Origin of the sequence: Chroogloeocystis siderophila 5.2 s.c.1 (assembly GCF_001904655.1) — a bacterium.
Taxonomy (GTDB): domain Bacteria; phylum Cyanobacteriota; class Cyanobacteriia; order Cyanobacteriales; family Chroococcidiopsidaceae; genus Chroogloeocystis; species Chroogloeocystis siderophila.
In genome coordinates this window covers 272739-289101 of the sequence record NZ_MRCC01000004.1, presented here as the reverse complement: position 1 = coordinate 289101, position 16363 = coordinate 272739, and the positions used below count along the sequence as shown (strand labels likewise).

The 16363-nt window shown below is 42.4% G+C and carries 16 protein-coding genes; 4 read left to right on the top strand and 12 right to left on the bottom strand.

Annotated elements, in window-relative coordinates; genetic code table 11:
- Positions 1-62 precede the first annotated feature (62 nt).
- Positions 63-1274, top strand: coding sequence for a DUF790 family protein (locus tag NIES1031_RS06300; RefSeq protein WP_073548681.1), 1212 nt, complete (start codon positions 63-65; stop codon positions 1272-1274).
- A 428-nt stretch (positions 1275-1702) separates the two neighbouring features.
- Here the strand turns inward: NIES1031_RS06300 and NIES1031_RS06295 are convergent, their stop codons facing one another.
- From NIES1031_RS06295 to NIES1031_RS24780, 9 genes are all read right to left on the bottom strand, one after another.
- Complete coding sequence (locus NIES1031_RS06295; protein ID WP_143167717.1) at positions 1703-2125, bottom strand: hypothetical protein; 423 nt, start codon at positions 2123-2125, stop codon at positions 1703-1705.
- Between the two features lie 335 nt (positions 2126-2460).
- Entirely contained in the window at positions 2461-2778 is a 318-nt protein-coding gene (locus NIES1031_RS06290) for a hypothetical protein (RefSeq protein WP_073548625.1), read from the bottom strand.
- The gene (locus NIES1031_RS06285; RefSeq protein WP_073548624.1) at positions 2775-3458 is read right to left on the bottom strand and encodes a hypothetical protein; all 684 of its coding nucleotides are present in this window, start codon (positions 3456-3458) and stop codon (positions 2775-2777) included. The genes NIES1031_RS06290 and NIES1031_RS06285 overlap by 4 nt, the downstream gene beginning before the upstream one ends.
- A 225-nt stretch (positions 3459-3683) precedes the next feature.
- Entirely contained in the window at positions 3684-4262 is a 579-nt protein-coding gene (locus NIES1031_RS06280; RefSeq protein ID WP_073548623.1) for a hypothetical protein, read from the bottom strand.
- Positions 4263-4589: 327 nt separating this feature from the next.
- Positions 4590-6647, bottom strand: a complete 2058-nt coding sequence (locus NIES1031_RS06275) for a ribonuclease catalytic domain-containing protein (RefSeq protein WP_073548622.1) — start codon at positions 6645-6647, stop codon at positions 4590-4592.
- A gap of 120 nt (positions 6648-6767) precedes the next feature.
- Entirely contained in the window at positions 6768-6983 is a 216-nt protein-coding gene (rpsR, locus tag NIES1031_RS06270) for a 30S ribosomal protein S18 (RefSeq protein ID WP_015189143.1), read from the bottom strand.
- A 2-nt stretch (positions 6984-6985) separates the two neighbouring features.
- Positions 6986-7180 (bottom strand): 50S ribosomal protein L33, encoded by a 195-nt coding sequence (gene rpmG / locus NIES1031_RS06265; RefSeq protein WP_015189142.1) that lies wholly within the window; start codon positions 7178-7180, stop codon positions 6986-6988.
- 141 nt (positions 7181-7321) lie between these two features.
- A complete protein-coding gene (locus NIES1031_RS24785; RefSeq protein WP_218596683.1) occupies positions 7322-7534 on the bottom strand; it encodes a hypothetical protein in 213 nt (70 codons plus the stop codon).
- Complete coding sequence (locus tag NIES1031_RS24780; protein WP_218596682.1) at positions 7531-7830, bottom strand: hypothetical protein; 300 nt, start codon at positions 7828-7830, stop codon at positions 7531-7533. The genes NIES1031_RS24785 and NIES1031_RS24780 overlap by 4 nt, the downstream gene beginning before the upstream one ends.
- 220 nt (positions 7831-8050) lie before the next feature.
- Here NIES1031_RS24780 and NIES1031_RS06255 point away from each other — a divergent pair, with 220 nt between their 5' ends.
- The gene (locus tag NIES1031_RS06255) at positions 8051-9340 is read left to right on the top strand and encodes a molybdopterin molybdotransferase MoeA (protein ID WP_073548621.1); all 1290 of its coding nucleotides are present in this window, start codon (positions 8051-8053) and stop codon (positions 9338-9340) included.
- A 63-nt stretch (positions 9341-9403) separates the two neighbouring features.
- Here NIES1031_RS06255 and NIES1031_RS06250 read toward each other — a convergent pair whose 3' ends face one another.
- The gene (locus NIES1031_RS06250) at positions 9404-10153 is read right to left on the bottom strand and encodes a hypothetical protein (RefSeq protein ID WP_143167716.1); all 750 of its coding nucleotides are present in this window, start codon (positions 10151-10153) and stop codon (positions 9404-9406) included.
- 208 nt (positions 10154-10361) lie between these two features.
- The gene (locus NIES1031_RS06245; protein ID WP_073548619.1) at positions 10362-11981 is read right to left on the bottom strand and encodes a serine/threonine-protein kinase; all 1620 of its coding nucleotides are present in this window, start codon (positions 11979-11981) and stop codon (positions 10362-10364) included.
- A 519-nt stretch (positions 11982-12500) separates the two neighbouring features.
- On the opposite strand from NIES1031_RS06245, the gene NIES1031_RS06240 reads away from it, so the two are divergent.
- Positions 12501-13289: a hypothetical protein gene (locus tag NIES1031_RS06240; RefSeq protein WP_073548618.1), complete on the top strand. Its 789-nt coding sequence runs from the start codon at positions 12501-12503 to the stop codon at positions 13287-13289.
- Between the two features lie 328 nt (positions 13290-13617).
- Here the strand turns inward: NIES1031_RS06240 and NIES1031_RS06235 are convergent, their stop codons facing one another.
- Positions 13618-13917 carry a hypothetical protein gene (locus tag NIES1031_RS06235; protein ID WP_073548617.1) on the bottom strand — a complete coding sequence of 100 codons (300 nt, stop codon included), beginning with the start codon at positions 13915-13917 and terminating at the stop codon, positions 13618-13620.
- Between NIES1031_RS06235 and pheT the strand changes: the two genes are divergently transcribed.
- Entirely contained in the window at positions 13916-16360 is a 2445-nt protein-coding gene (gene pheT, locus NIES1031_RS06230) for a phenylalanine--tRNA ligase subunit beta (protein ID WP_073548616.1), read from the top strand. The genes NIES1031_RS06235 and pheT overlap by 2 nt on opposite strands.
- Positions 16361-16363 lie beyond the last annotated feature (3 nt).

The following is a 16363-nucleotide window of genomic DNA, read 5'->3' as shown; positions in this document are numbered from 1 at the left end:
TCGTACCTTTCGTTGTGGTTTGTGCAACCAATTACCAATTACCTACTTTCTTCAAGTTTGAAATGTTACCAAGTGATTTACTAACGCATCGATTGAATGGAGAAACGATTGTTCCGAAGCAATTAGCGATTGACGATCGGAATTTAGAATTAGCAGCAGAGTTGATTGCTTGTTTCCAAGAATCAATTGGTAACTCTCAAGGCGAATTAAATGAAAAATTGCAAGATTATGAGGGTGATAGTCCTGATTATCGCATTAAGCGGGGATTAGCGCATCTCTTAAAAGGTTTGTGTGAATTTGAAGTTATGAGTCCATTAGAACCTCAAGTTTTGCGAGAACGAGTATTTAAAGTTGCAGCACAAACAGTTCCTAGTACTTTTAATAGTCAACAAACTCTGAATAATTTAGCTTTACAACTCACTCAAGAGTTACAGCGCGAAGTGATCGCAGAGGAAATTCGGGTTGGATTATATGCTGATCTTGCTGAAAATAAAATTTTAACTTCGTTTGACACCCCTACACCAAAGGAATTATTACATCGATATAATTTGTCACAAGTGCAGGGAATTTTTTATAAAGCGAGTCATTTAACCATTAATGCACATCGCAATGTTCCTGGTCAATATAAGCTGTTGTTTCGTTACTTGAAATTATTTCAGTTAATGGCTTATATCGAAGGCGACGCGGAACACGGATTTACAATTACAATTGATGGACCTGCGAGTTTATTTAGTCCGAGTACGCGCTATGGACTAGCGATCGCTAAACTCATTCCCGCACTCTTACACGTTACTAAATGGAGTCTCAGCGCCACACTACAATTTCGTGACTTTTATACAAATAACTGGAAAACAGGTCGTTTTAGTCTCGATTCTGAATGCGGTTTAGTATCGCACTATCCACCTGGTAAAATATACGATAGTATGGTTGAAGCTTCGTTTGTAAATCGCTGGGAAGCATTAAATACAAATTGGGTTCTAGAACGCGAAGTTGATTTAATTCCAATTCCTGGTAGCATCATGATTCCCGACTTTCGCTTGGTACATCCCGATGGCAGAATATTCTTATTAGAAATTGTCGGTTACTGGCGACCTGAATATTTACAAAAGAAGTTTTCTCAAGTGCGTAGAGCGAATTGCGATAATTTAATCTTAGCAATCTCTGAACGCTTAAATTTAGAAAAAGCTGGAGTAAAACTAAACGATTGCCCTGCAAGAATTGTGTGGTTTAAAGATAAATTACAACCCAAATCTGTATTAGCCATACTAGAGTAGTTTATTTAATATTTATTAGATTACCGATACAATTTGAATAGGATTAGTAATTTCTAATAAGAAAACTATCCTAAAAGCGTTATTTTTGACTTTTTTGACTTCAGATTTTGTGACAATTTCACTAAATGAGAACTACAATTAATTTCTCTTGAAGCCCCTCTACTTACTCTCCTCCTCACTTGTCTTACAATCAATAGTTGGTTAAAATGAAATAAAAAAATCTTACCAAGCTAGTCGGATTTATCCAACTTAAGCTATCAGCCAAGAAATTAATTCCTTGGCAGGATGGTACTTTATACTGAGTTACTGACTATGAATCAGAAAGAAGCTGCAACCACTGTTTAATGTATAAAAGCATCTAACAAGCAGAATTAAAAGATATAAACCTTTCTTGCAGCGCTCTGAAACATCACATAAATGAAATATGACTAAGCCACCTTGACTAGTATATTATTTTCTTTTGATTCCTTAACCGAGCGAACAAGACTTATAAAATAATCTTGATTTTGGTAAACTAACTGAAATTTATTAAATCTTTTTTTCAAAAAGTTAACAGGGTACTTTTCTAATTTAAGTTCTTTCAAAACTGACGACAAACTTTTACCATAAATACTGCAAAAGTGACTAGCTAAAACACTGAGTAAGACGCTTGCCGTTTTTTTCTTGGCACACAAATCTGCTAATAAAGTAACTAGGCTATTTTCTAATTCTTCTTCAGTAAAAGTCACTCGCTTAGTTTTAGATAACTTAGGTACTTCGATGACTTGATGATTTGGAGCGTCGATATGTTCTTGCAATTTCTGGTTAACGCGATCGCAGCGTTGATTGACAAGCTGCATTACTTCTTCCACGCGATCGCTTGTCAAATTGTTTTGAATTTGGAGTTTGTTAATCGCACATTGAGAGTCCTGTAAAGCTTCAACAGCACTTTTTTCTGCCTGTTGTGTTTTTTAAATCACTATTAATAATGTAGTAAAAGCAGACATTAAACCGATATCTTTGGGTTTATTTATCATAGTATTAGCAATACCGACGGTGCAAACTATTGTAAGTGCAACAGTGATTATTTTCTGTTGGCTAATGTGCGTAAAAGTCATTGTATAAATTTTCCTTTAAAGTTACAAACAAGTTGATTGGTCTTTTTTGTAGCGTACAGGAATTTATATTCAATCAACTCGATACGATATTACTGCCAATACCCTAAATGAACCAAGGCAGATTCAATATTATTAACTTTCTCAACTAATGTAGTCCAACTTTTTGCTTTAATGCCGTAGATTTTTGCAAAGTGATTTTTAGCCGCCTTGAATCCACCAAGTTCGCGCTTCATGATAGCGATCGTCCAAGTTTTTCTTTTGGCTGGTAGTGTAGGTTGATTAAACATATCCAGTTGCTCTAATATGCGCTCATGAGCCTGAACGAGTTCTGATGTAGCTCCTAAAATTTCAGAAGTTGTTCGACGAGAACGCGCTACGTTATTTCGTATCCGTTGTGCAAGACTCATAGATTCTCCTCTGTCAGCCATTGAATTATTTGCTGTAGCTCTAGCCGTAATTTTGGCTTTAGCCGCCGCGAAAACCGAGTTAACTTTTCACCACCAGTCTTAATCCGCAACTCCTTTTGCTCCACTTGCTCCACTTCCTCAGCAATCACGAGCATCTCTTTATCTTGTTGTGCTTTTTGCTGAATCAGGTTAGCAATTTCTTGTTTTAATCCTTCAATCCAATACTTTTGTCTGTAAATTTCCTTACTTAATTCTGCGTTCCTTGTTTCAGTTTCTGCTGCTAAATCAATGGCTGCTTCAACATCATCTTTTAATTTTTTATTAGTTGAATTTGCTGCTGCCAGCTGAACCTCAAGTTGATTAATTTTAGCTTTGTAGAAATTTGAGACTTTTTGAGGCTTATGGTTTGCGTTTATGTATTCCACATCCTTAACCGAAGGCTGCTGTAGTGATTTAATGACTTTATGCGCTGTACCGTTAGGAACAATTGTGCTATCTCTATGTCCTGGAATGGGAACGCTGGAATGTCCTTTTTTACAGGCTTTTAGTTGTTCTTTGCCTGCTGGTACAACTTCCCAACCGTTGTTTATAGCAATTGCGACAATTTCTTTGCGAGTTATATTTCTACATATCTCACCTGTACGTCTACAAGATCTCTGTAGTGTCTCTTGTTGCCCCATGTATTTTCATCAATAAAGTTTTGACATAAAAGGTGGTTTCTTTCAAATTCAGACTATTGTTTAGATAGGTAAGTCTATGAGATTATTTAGATGACTCAATATGGATTTCGAGAACTTTAAAATAACAGAAACCTTATGTAGCGCGAAGTTGTATGTTTTGTCATTTTTAATAAAATGGAAACTTCTGTATCTCTAATATCCATATTGAGAAAGCTATAAACTATGTTAATTGAAAGTTGGTTGTTGGGAAACTTCCTTATTTGAAAAGAGTGCTTTCAACTTCGTCTTAGCACTTCGATCTAAATAAAACATCTTATTAACAAATCCTTGTACTCCTTCTTTTGTACTGTTCAACTCCTGCTGAGTTTTTTGTAATTCTTCTTCAGTAGAAGATAATTGTTGCCGAAGTTGACTTAGCTCAATTTGAGCTTGCTGTTCTTGTTGCTGAGCTTGCTGTAATTTAGCATCAAAATAAGATTGGATTTGGAGTTTGTGTTGATGAGATTGTGTTAATTGTTGTTGAGTTTGTTGTAATTGTTCTTGAGTAAAAGATAGTTGTTGCTGAAGTCGACTTAGCTCAATTTTAAGCTGTTCTTCAATTGAAACAGGTTTTTGTTCACTTACTTGTGACTTGATCGGCTCTGGTTGTGACGCTCCTTCTTGAGGAGGTTCACCATCTACTAATTGTAGTTGTCCTTGTGTCCAGTACTGATATACAATAGTTGCACCAGCTGCGAGTACTCCAGAAATGGCGACACCATTAATTAGATAAGTCAATGTATCCTGAAGCAGTTGATATTGCATTTTTCAATTCCTTTAATAGAATCTAGATTATTCTTACCGATGGGAATTAATTGTTTTAGTAAAAAATCTAATTCTTGAAGTAAAATCAATTTCGTTCGATAGTTTCATCTTAGAAACTAGAACTTTAAACTACCACTGTGTAATTACTACTTAAAATTTAAAAGAAGAATAAAGTATAATTGCTATCTTTAAACGAACTTTATCAAGTTTTAAAGCATAGCAAAAGTACTATTATGAATTTGATGTGAAGTAGAGAGCTAACTGTGTTGTGGTAACAGTAATCTTACGGAAGTATATTTTGTGTGCGATCGCATTTACACTACTGCATTAATTAGCCGCCTGTTGTGCTTCCGAATAAGTGACTTCTTGAAACTGCAACACGTCTTGACGCGGATCGACGTAGCTGACTTTTACTGATACCTGTTCGCCTATTTTAACGCCACGCTTGAAAACCATTGGTAACTGCAACCCTAAGTCTTCAATCAAAATCAGAGCTAATCGGCTATCTTCGCGCAGCCACATCAGTACTAATGCTTGCCAAACATGATTCGGATGACGACGCAGATATTCTAATCCCCAGTAGCGGTTTGTTTGACGTTCGACTAACGTTGCTTCTTGCGTTGCACTCGTTACACTCAGCATAACTTCTTGAATTTGTTCGCCGGAAAAAGGAGGCGTTTCACCGCGTAGGTGTGCTTTTAATTGAAAATGCGTGAGGAGATCTGCATAGCGGCGAATCGGTGAAGTTGCTTGCGTATAAGTTGCTAACCCTAAGCCTGCGTGACGTGTAGGTGTAATACTCATCTCGCTTTTAGGCATACAGCGGCGCATCGCACAAGCCCGCGCAAAGCCTGCGGGTAATTGAATTAACTCTTCTTCGGAAGGTAATTCCGGTTGTGGTTGACCGCGAAATGGTAAGGCAATTTTATGAACTTGGGCGTAATGACCTGCAACTTCTCCTGCTAAGATCATCATCTCGGCGACTAACTGGCGCGACAGAGAATCGTTCAAAACCTTGATTGTAATCTCGTCGTCTTGAACTTTAATAATAGCTTCTGGTAGATTAATGCTAATTGCGCCTTGCGACTGCCGCCACATTTGACGACGTTGGGCTAAGTTTGCGATCGCGGCAATTTCTGGTTCTCCTTCTACCCCCAGTTCCAACATTTCGTCTACATCTTCATACGTCAGACGATATGTTGGTTTGATCAAACTCGGATGAATACTGTACTCTTGTACCGCGCCCGATTCATCTAAAACAACACCAAAACTTAAAGCACAACAAACTTTTCCCTGCAACAAACTCATTGGTCCTGTTGCTAAAATTGAGGGAAACATCGGGATCATTCCCGTTGGTAAATAAACTGTTGTTCCCCGCCGTCGCGCGTCTAAATCAAGTTCATCTTCTGGAACTAACCACCGTGTCGGATCGGCAATATGAATCCACAACCTTTGGCGTTGATCCGCAAGCAATTCCCAGCTGACGCCATCGTCAATTTCGCTCGTACTTTGGTCATCGATTGTGTAGACTTTAAGATAGGTTAAATCGAGGCGCTGATCGACATCAGGTGGTGGAGAATCCATACGCTGTTGAGCCACTTCTAACACCTTGGTAGGGAACTGAACCGAAATTTGGCTGCGCCGTAAAAATAAATTTTCGTGAACACTCCAGAGTCCCAAATCGACGAGCAACTGAAAAGCTGCTTGCGGCGTAGCGGAACGTCCCAAGGTATTCATGGTTTCTACAACCGAAGCCGGTGGGGCATAAGTACGCGCTAGCGAGTCTGGAGTTACCCCCGAACGCACACTTTCTACTAGTAGTGTCGCATACTTTTCTAACATCTCGATTCGTTGGCGATCTTGGCGACTCCACTCCACGGCTTCACCGTTGATCGCTTGTGCAACTCGCGCGAGAAATTCTTGTTGTTCGCGTTGGCGGTTGACTTCAACTTCGATTTGATGTTTTCGTTCAGCAACTTGTGCTGCACTTCGTGGCTCGTAGCTATCGCCTTTTTGCTTAAAGTACAGCTTATCGTCGGATAATAAGCAGTGCGCAGCGTAACACTGCGGCGGGTTTTGCTCGGCGAATAACAACATTGCCATTTGTGCGGGATTGACAGTTTCGCCGCTTTCTACGAGCAATTCCCAAGCGACTTCTAAGCTTGCAGGGTCAAGGTATGTTTGTACTTCTGCCAAAAATTGGGGAATTTCTGGTGGTTTGTACGTTTGACCGCAGACTTGGTAGGTAATTTGTCGTGGTGCTAGACTATGCGTTGAACCACGTTCGTCTATGGCAATCCAACGCGATTTGCCATCAGGACGATCGACAACTCCAAGTCGGCGATCGCCTTGTAATCGAAATTCGACTAGCGTTCCCTTTTCCACAACAAGCGCACTCAGCAGTTAAGTTTATGTTCGATCCAGTGTTACAAGCAGGGTTTAGGGCAAAGTTACCAAAAGACAGCTAAAGTTCTCGCTCCTCGCCCCTCGCTCCTCGCTCCTAATTTACCCCTCTTGATTAATAAAAGGTAGCATTGCTAAAATGCGCGCCCGCTTGATTGCTACGGTCAAATCGCGTTGTTGCTTAGCAGTTAATCCTGTAATCCGGCGTGGCAGAATTTTTCCCCGCTCGGTAATAAACTTGCGCAGCAATTCGATATCTTTGTAGTCAATCGGGTCTTGCGGTTTAATTGGTGACAGACGACGACGAAAATAACTCATTCTTACTTAATTTCCTTGTGAACGGTGTGGCGGTTGCAGTTTGGGCAAAACTTCTTGAGTTCTAACCTCGCAGTTGTGTTGCGGCGGTTTTTCATCGTGGTATAACGCGAAACCCCAGGCGATCGCTTGTCTGGGTTAGTGCGACATTCAGTGCATTCTAGTGTCACGGTAATTCGGACACCCTTACTTTTAGCCATATTGACACTTACTCAAGTTTAAACAAAATTAAACACAATCTATTATTTTATAATACGCTGGCAAGCTTGGACAAGAAAACGCTTGACTTTGATGTCGAGCGAATAGCCGCGTAAGCAAACTTACAACAATTGTACGGGCAATCATGTCATGTCCGGCAAGCGATCGCGTGTTGTCTGTAAACGCAATACTACAGTCAATTGCCAAAGGCAGCAGTAATATATTATTACTGGCACTGGTAAAAAAATATTGAGGGCGATCGCGGCGAGCATTGCACCCAACCCAAGAATACTTTCGCGTATCACTAAAGCTAGTAAACTTGGAACTTTACCAAACTCGACATCGAGGACTTTCATGTCCAAAGCCCAGCGACCGAAACTTTAAATACCCGCGTACCGTACCACGGTAACAAAAATACGATACCCTGCGCCCAAGAAAAGCGATCGCCTCCACCTAATACAGAAGTTAGTAGCCAAACTCCCAAAAAATCTATTCCAAAACCTACAGCGCGCCTTCCCATTTGCACCCGAGGAAAGCGGGTACAGTCTAGCGAAGTATTCATAGCAAAAAGTTGTGACTGGCTACTTTCATATCCTATGCTGATAGCTGTTGCATTGTAGCCATTGAATCGTTCAATTTTACTTTGAGTCAAAAGTGTTTGATTATATAACTTATGATAAGTAAAGCGACGCTGAACCTACAGCAAATGTTTACTTACCAAAAAAGCAATTAGTACGTGCTTAATGATGCTCAAGCTTGCATATGATATTTACATCCTCGAAATCGATTTTTGAGGATTATGGCTAAGTGTTAATTGCTAATAGCTAAGCGCTGTTACTAAGCTAAGAATACAGAATTCAGAGTTAACTTGTATGCTGCCAGCAAGCCAAGCAGAGGCAATGATTTTAGATTTGGTGCAACCCCTAGATGGAAAGCGACACGGTGAGGTTGTAACACTTTTAACAGCAATTGACCGCATCCTGGCAGCACCAGTTGTGAGTCAGTTGGATTTTCCGCACTGGGATAATTCGGCGATGGACGGCTACGCGGTGCGTTACGAAGACGTTAAAAGTTGTCACGCAGATCAACCCATCGCGTTAGAAATTGTCGAAGAAATCCGCGCGGGACAAGCACCAAAACGCGAGATCAAACCAGGACAAGCCGCACGCATTTTTACAGGTGGGGTAATGCCTTCCGGTGCAGATACCGTTGTGATGCAAGAACACACAAAACGCGAAGGCGATCGCGTCATGATTTTAACAGCACCACCTGAAGAAAAAGCTTTTGTTCGTCAGGGTGCATCGTATTATCAAGCGGGAACGCCTCTTTTATTGCCAGGAATTGCGCTACAACCTCCAGAACTCGCAGTACTAGCAGCAGCGCAGTGTACCCAAATCAAAGTTTATCGCCGCCCACGCGTCGCAATTCTTTCGACAGGTGACGAATTAATTACCCCTGATCAGCCGTTACAACTCGGTCAAATTGTTGATTCCAATCAGTATGCTTTAGCCGCCCTCGTCGCGCAGACAGGTGCAGAACCGTTACATTTAGGAATTTTCCCAGATAAACCTAATGTCTTGCGCCGCGCGATTTCGCAGGCGATCGCTACTGCCGATGTTGTCTTATCCTCTGGTGGTGTTTCGGTGGGTGACTATGACTATGTAGAGCAAATTCTTGCTGAGTTGGGCGCGACAATTCATATCCGTGCCGTCGCCGTTAAACCAGGTAAACCATTGACATTTGCGACATTTCCTGCATCAGCAGCGTCTAAACATAAACCTGTGTTGTATTTTGGTTTGCCTGGTAATCCCGTTTCTGCCTTAGTCAGCTTTTGGCGGTTTGTGCAGCCTGCATTACGCAAGCTTTCTGGACTCGCACACAGTTGGGGACCAATGTTTGTGCAAGCGCGATCGCAACACGATTTAAAATCCGACGGTCAGCGCGAAACTTATCTTTGGGGACAACTACACCTCATCGATGGTGCCCACGAGTTTCATTTAGCTGATGGTAGCCACAGTTCAGGCAACTTGATTAACTTAGCACAAACTAATGGCTTAGCCGTCATTCCCATCGGTCAACCCGCGATCTCCAAAGGTGAAATCATCCGAGTGCTACAGGTAGGTACACCTTTAATACCGCTAACCCAAACTGAACAATACTAACATTGCGATCAGCAGTTGTATCCAATCATGCAACTGCTCGCATTCAGCAAATCGTACAATAAGCTAATTTACAATCCGCCCGTTAACATAGTGTGTTGCTTTACCTACCGTTCCGCCTACTTGTTGAGCGAAAGACAACGCACGTTCGTAAGAAGTAAAAGAAGCGACTTGAACTGAGCGAATTCCTCTTTCTCTAACAATAGAAAATGCATCATTACATAGGTTTTTTCTGATTTTACTCAGATTTCCTCCATCTATAAATACTGGCCAATATGTTCCTTGGCTCTGAAATGGATCTCCACAGCTTTTGCGAGGAAATGACGTATTTCTAGCGACAGTTACGCTATTACTTGCGCGAGAACTAGTTACGGTTTGTCTTCCACCGTTAGCAGTTCTTAAGCTACAAACGTAAAGTAATTGCATTTCACCAATACTATCAGGTACAGGTGAACGTAAATTACGTGGGACTTTAAGATAACTTAAGTCATAATCATTTAATACATTACCTTTAGAATCATATTCTACCCGTCTTAATACACCTATTTCATTACTTACACAATTAACATACATTAAGGATTTTATTAGAGTTTGACGTTTTACGCTATCAAATGAAAAGTAAGAACTAGAAGATGAACCTTGCGCATCAATTAATTCACTCCAAAAAGTTCTACTATCTCCCGTTCCTTTAATACTATCAATATCTACAGCAAGATAAGGCTCAGGATTCAACACTACCCATTGTCGTGCTGAAACGGGGTTTATAGAAAATATTGCTACTAGGGAAACAGTAGCTGCTATAATTTTTTTCAACATAGATTTGCTTTTCTATTTTTAAATAGATAGAAAAACTCAATAATAGTAATTTCTATTAATTTGTGTTGAGCTTGAGTTAGTGGTAACTATTTAACTGAGTTCTATATCAAATATATTTCTTGTATGTATGATCGTGTTAAAGAATGGCTCTTATTCAGACTCAAAACTATGAAGTTATCGTAAATTTAATAGTCAATCTTCACGATGACTAAAACCAACCACGCTTACCATTAGGGCGCACTGTCATCCAATTTACTTTAGCTTGTGCTAGCTGTTCATCCGAAACTTTTGCCCCAGTAAGATTAGCGCCGCATAAATTAACATTTTGTAAATTAGCCTCACTCAAATCAGCGTAGCTCAAGTTAGCACCGCGCAAATCTGCTCCTTCTAAATCCGCAGAATGAAAGTACGCCTTCGTTAAGATTGCTTCTCTAAAATTAGTTCGCTTAAGGCTAGCGTGGCTAAAGTCATTACCTGACAAAATACATTTAAAAAAAATTGTGCGGTCTAATTTTGCCGCACGAAAATTTACCTCTGATAAATCTACTCGCTGTAGGTCAAGTAAACTCAGGTCGTAAGAGGCAAAATCTCTTCTGCCTTTGATATAAGACAAGACTAAATTATCAGCATCGAGCTTTCTCGGTGGTGAAGTTTTAGGTTTCGCCCCAAGGACTGAAGGTGCAGGAGTAAGCGCGACTGATGGTAGTGGAGGTTGTACGGGTGTATGCGATACCTCCGTCAGATTCGCTTTTCTTGCACGAATTGCAGCCGCCATTTGTGCCCGCGATTGCGCAGCGTTACTCCCAGAATAAGTACTTGTTGTAGTCGCTACTGGCGTTGTCGTAGGTGTTGCTTGCTTCACCATGCGGGGTAATTTGGGTTTACGCACCGGTGAGGGTTGCGCCGCCATGCTATTTGCTAAACTATCCATGTATGGTTCGAGTTCGAGGGCGGTGAGCACATCATTCGGTGATTGGTAGCGATGTCGCACCGAACCTTCTACCATTTTTTGTAAGACTTCGCGAAAGCGATCGCTAATCTGAACTTTGTTTTGCCACAGCATTTCCCCCGTCGAGGAATTATAGTCTAGATCCTTAGGCGATTTCCCAGTGAGGAGATAAATGCAAGTAACTCCTAGTGCGTAAACGTCACTTGCATAGACAGGACGCATTGCAAGTTGTTCAGGCGGTGCAAAACCTGGAGTTCCCACAGCAAAAGCTGTTAAGGCTGTATTTTCTGACATACTCGTTGTTTGACTGACTTGGTCTTTCACAGCACCAAAATCGATTAACACGAGTTTGCAGTCCTCATGACGACGAATAATATTAGCGGGTTTGATGTCGCGGTGAATCACCTGTTGGCTATGAAGATATTGCAGCGTTGGTAAAATTTCACTTAAAAATTGTTTGACCCCAGCTTCGCTAAAAGGACCAGAGCGTTTGATTTCCTGTTGCAGCGTTAAACCATTTATGTACTCTTGAACCAAGTAGAATTGTTCGCAATCTTCAAAGTAGTCAAGTAGCCTAGGAACTTGCGGATGGCTGCCAATTTTACCCAAAGTTTTAGCTTCCCGTGCAAAAAGCTTCCGCGCCATATCTAATGCTTCTAGCGATGTCGCTGAAGGGCGAAGCTGCTTAACAACGCACTTAGGTTCACCAGGTAACGTGACATCTTGCGCTAAAAACGTCGCACCGAAACCACCTTGTGCGAGTGCTTGCAGTGCGCGGTAGCGATCGCGTAATACCAATTGAGCGCCACAAGCTGCACACGTTTGACGAGAACTTGAGTTTTGCGGATGGGAACAGTTGGGATTTAGGCAATAGCTCATATGAGCGTTTACTCACTGTTTCAGGTAACACTGGGAGCGATCGCACCCTGCTTCAATTATTTAAAGAAAAATTACTCATAGCCACGTGATTTATACGGAAAACGAGAGATGCGGCTCCAAGTAGCCGTATTCCCTTACTCATTAATTGCCCAGCGCAGGTAAGATACGTGCCCTCCTGGCTTCTAGAGCGTTTTTTAAAACTGGGTTAGCAAAAATTAAGAGTTGGATGTCAAACGAACAGGTTCCGGTTGTCCTTAAGTGCGTTCCATTGCATTGTTGCAGACAACTAAAACTACCTTGCTATGTTGTTGACTGTCGTCCCTATTCCTTATGGCTGTAGTTTTAAAACAGAGCCTAGCCATACTACTAACTCACTCTAAAATTTCTAACTTTAGATAACTATTGTATTTGGCGTTGTCCCCCCTCAGTTAGGTGTAAGTCCTTTTTTGTAATCGTTACATTGGCACTAGTCAACTTGCCACAAATTGTTGGTGAATACTTTACTCAAAGGAAAAAGCGATGACTGAGAACAAGCAACCAATTAATGATGACGAGAATATTGAACCTAATATGCAGCAGGAGGAGCAGCCAAGCAGTTCGGGTATTGGTGCAGCGGCAGCTGGCGCGGCTATTGGTGCTATACTTGGCGGTCGAACTGGAGGAATCATTGGTGCTGTAGCCGGTGCAGCAGCGGGGGCGATGGCCGGTAGGGGTACCGCTGAGGCTGTCAATAAGACTGTAGAAGGTGTAGTAGACGCTGTAGAGAGTGTAGCCGAGAATGTAAACGAAACTGTAGAAGTTGTAGGCGAAGCAGTAAAAGATACAGCTGAGTATGTTAAGCCCTCTGTAAAGGGTGCAGTAGACTCAGTCAAGGAGACAATTGAGGAAGCAAGACCTTCCATCGTTGACACAGCAGAAGCTGTCAAGGAGACAGTTCAGGAGTCCAAACCCGCTGTTGTAGAAGCTGTCCAATCTGCATCTGAAGAGGCTAAGCCAGCCGTAAGAAGTGTAGCTGACTCGGTAAAGGGTGCAACACAAAGTGTAGCTCACTCTGTCAGAGGCGCGGTTGAAGATGTCAAACCAGCCGCACAGAGTGCCGCAAACTCAGCCATGGAAGCAACAAAAAGTGTTGCTGACTCAGCTAAGCGTGCTACTGAGGAGGTGCAACCACCCTCAATCAAGAAAAAGCAAGTTGAGCTACCAACAACAACTACAAACTCTGAAACGCTAGTTGCTTCCAGTGAAGCAGACTCACAAGAACGGAAAGTTGTTCCGGTAGAAATTCGCGATCAAAGAACTGATGTGTAAAAGTAACCTTGTCAGGGAAGAGGACATCAACAGTTTTTTGAGTTGACGTGAGACAGTTTAACCAAGGTTGTCTTAAAAAATTTTTCCCTGATTAAATACACTAGCTAACGTAGCAACAAGTATCGGAACAGAAAACTGGTTTAAGAGTGTAGGGCTTAAAAATAAGTTGTTTCAACCCTCATCTTTAAGGCTTCTTCTTGATGGTTAGTTCTATCAAGTAAAGATTGATTTTCACTATATACTTAGCGAAACGGGTAATTAGTGCTTAAAGCAGTCCTTGATTCCAGTTTGGTGTTCCGTTGCTGTCTGCTGTAGCCAAGCAATATCACTACCACGTGAAACAACTGACAACGAGTTGCAGGAAAACCCGTTGCGGATTGATTGCATTTGCCTCAACTGTGCCTGACGGGCGGACTTGATAGCAGCTATATCTACTCTTATTACCATGCGCATGGCTGTAATGAAGCGGGTTGCAAAGAAAGTAAGCAACAAAAATTTTTAGTTGCGTTCGCAGACGTTGACACAATTGCAGAGCATCATATGCCTGCTGCGGTGCGGTAATCTCTTCAAAGCTTTGCAATAATTTTGATAAGATAGTCTGGCTAAGGTCTAAGCAAGCACACTCCATGCGTATTTCTCTGAATTGGCTGCAAGAACTGGTTGAGTTGACGCTTTCTCCTGAAGAATTGGCGGAAACGTTAACAATGGCAGGATTTGAAGTAGAAGAAATTGAAGATCGCCGTGCATGGGCAAAGGGTGTTGTTGTTGGGAAAGTGTTAGAGTGCGATCGCCATCCAAATGCAGATAAACTCAGTGTCACGAAAGTCGATGTCGGAACAGCTTCCCCAGAACCATTAAATATTGTCTGTGGTGCGCCGAATGTCCGTGCGGGAATATATGTACCCGTCGCCACAGTGGGTACTTACCTCCCTAAAATCGACGTCAAAATCAAAGCAGCCAAACTACGCGGAGTCCGTTCAGAAGGAATGATTTGCTCTTTAGCTGAGTTAGGACTCGCGAAAGAATCCGCAGGAATTCATATTTTTGAGCAGGAACTCGAATTAGGAAGTGATGTTCGCCCGTTGCTCGGTTTGGATGATGTGATTCTTGACTTGACAGCAACTGCAAATCGTGCTGATGCGTTAAGCATGGTGGGTGTCGCGCGCGAAGTCGCCGCAATTACAGGAAAAACAGTGCGACTACCACAAGCCCCAGAAATCTCGATTCCTGACACTCAGAAGAATTTAAAACTCAAAATCTCGCAGCCACAAGCTTGCCCTGCGTATATTGGTACAGTTATTGAGTCGGTTAAGATTGCGCCTTCGCCTGCGTGGTTACAACAGCGACTACAAGCTGCGGGAACTCGCCCGATTAACAACGTTGTTGATATTACTAATTACATTCTGCTTGAATGGGGTCAACCGCTTCATGCATTTGATCGCGATCGCCTCTTCGCCGTCAGTGGAACTCAATCAGACTTAACAATTGGCGTCCGGTTTGCGCAATCTGGCGAAACACTCAAAACGCTCGATGGTCAAATGCGCACGCTTTCCAGTCAAGCTTTACTCATTACCGCACACGAAGAACCAGTTGCGTTAGCGGGAGTTATGGGCGGCGAAGCAACTGAAGTACATGAGGGTACGCAAAATTTAGTTTTAGAAGCCGCGCTATTCGATCCTGTCGCGGTTCGGCGTTCGGCGCGCAGCCAAGGATTACGTACCGAAGCTTCTGCAAGATACGAGCGGGGCATCAACGCGGCTGAATTAGAATTAGCTTGTCGTCGCGCATTAATGCTTATTCAGGATCTGGCTGGCGGCGTTCCTGTACAACAAGAATTTGCTGACGCACGACCTGATGTAGGCGCAATGTCGCGTTCAATTGAATTACGTCTTGATCGCGTCAACCAAATTTTAGGACCAATCGACTTAGAAGACACGACTGGCGAACTTCAACCAGAAACAATCCAGCAAATTCTGACCGCCCTCGGATGTCAAGTCACATCGTCTGAACCGCAAAAAGTTTTGACTGTAACCGTTCCACCGTATCGTCATCGCGATCTAGAGCGTGAAATTGACTTAATTGAAGAAATTTCGCGACTGTATGGCTATGATCGCTTTTGCGATACTTTACCTGAAAAAACGGAACCTGGTTATCTTTCCTTAGAACAGCAACTCACTCGCCAACTCCGCGAAGCCTTCCGCGCTGCTGGGCTGACCGAACTCATCCATTACTCGCTCGTCAAACCAGGACAAGACCGACAAATTGTGCTTACCAACCCGATTTTTGTTGAATATTCCGCGCTGCGTACCGACTTGATTTCCGGTTTAATCGATGCTTTTCAGTACAACCTAGAGCAAGGTAATGGTAGCCTGAATGGATTTGAAATTGGGCGCATTTTCTGGCAAGAAGAAGATGGATTACTCGAAGCCGAGGCTATAGGCGGGATTTTAGGCGGCGATCCGACTCAAGGGAAGTGGACATCTGGTGGAAAAGAACGTCCCCTCACTTGGTTTGAAGCTAAAGGCGTTTTAGAAAGTGTCTTTCAGCGCTTGGGGTTAAAGGTAGAGTACCAACCAAGTCATCAAGATTCGCGCCTACATCCAGGGCGTACAGCGTCGTTATGGTTGCAGGGTAATCGCTTAGGTGATTTTGGACAAGTTCATCCGCAACTACGCCAAGAAAAAGGCTTACCAGATGCGGTTTACGTCTTTCAACTTGATTTAGATGTGATTTTGGATTATTGGGATCGCAACGCAGTTTTAGTACCAAAATTTCGTTTGTATTCTACATATCCAGCCTCGCCTAGAGATATTGCGTTTTTCGCGCATCTCGAAGTTTCTGTTGCAGAAATAGAACGCGCGATCGCACTTGCGGCGGGAGAATTGCTCGAATCAGTTGAATTATTTGATGAATATCGCGGCGAACACGTTCCCCCAGGACAAAGAAGTTTAGCGTTTCGCTTAGTATATCGCGCCCAAAATCGCACTTTGACGGATGAGGACATCGAACCCGTACACCAAAAAGTGCGAGAATCTTTGGTAGAAAAATTTGGTGTGAATCTGCGCAGTTGAGCT

Coding starts and splice junctions, on each gene's coding strand:
- NIES1031_RS06300 (WP_073548681.1), top strand. CDS start 63: ATGTTACCAAGTGATTTACTAACGCATCGATTGAATGGAGAAACGATT.
- NIES1031_RS06290 (WP_073548625.1), bottom strand. CDS start 2,778: ATGAGTCTTGCACAACGGATACGAAATAACGTAGCGCGTTCTCGTCGA.
- NIES1031_RS06285 (WP_073548624.1), bottom strand. CDS start 3,458: ATGGGGCAACAAGAGACACTACAGAGATCTTGTAGACGTACAGGTGAG.
- NIES1031_RS06280 (WP_073548623.1), bottom strand. CDS start 4,262: ATGCAATATCAACTGCTTCAGGATACATTGACTTATCTAATTAATGGT.
- rpsR (WP_015189143.1), bottom strand. CDS start 6,983: ATGAGTTATTTTCGTCGTCGTCTGTCACCAATTAAACCGCAAGACCCG.
- rpmG (WP_015189142.1), bottom strand. CDS start 7,180: ATGGCTAAAAGTAAGGGTGTCCGAATTACCGTGACACTAGAATGCACT.
- NIES1031_RS24785 (WP_218596683.1), bottom strand. CDS start 7,534: ATGAAAGTCCTCGATGTCGAGTTTGGTAAAGTTCCAAGTTTACTAGCT.
- NIES1031_RS06255 (WP_073548621.1), top strand. CDS start 8,051: ATGCTGCCAGCAAGCCAAGCAGAGGCAATGATTTTAGATTTGGTGCAA.
- NIES1031_RS06250 (WP_143167716.1), bottom strand. CDS start 10,153: ATGTTGAAAAAAATTATAGCAGCTACTGTTTCCCTAGTAGCAATATTT.
- NIES1031_RS06245 (WP_073548619.1), bottom strand. CDS start 11,981: ATGAGCTATTGCCTAAATCCCAACTGTTCCCATCCGCAAAACTCAAGT.
- NIES1031_RS06240 (WP_073548618.1), top strand. CDS start 12,501: ATGACTGAGAACAAGCAACCAATTAATGATGACGAGAATATTGAACCT.
- pheT (WP_073548616.1), top strand. CDS start 13,916: ATGCGTATTTCTCTGAATTGGCTGCAAGAACTGGTTGAGTTGACGCTT.
- NIES1031_RS06235 (WP_073548617.1), bottom strand. CDS start 13,917: ATGGAGTGTGCTTGCTTAGACCTTAGCCAGACTATCTTATCAAAATTA.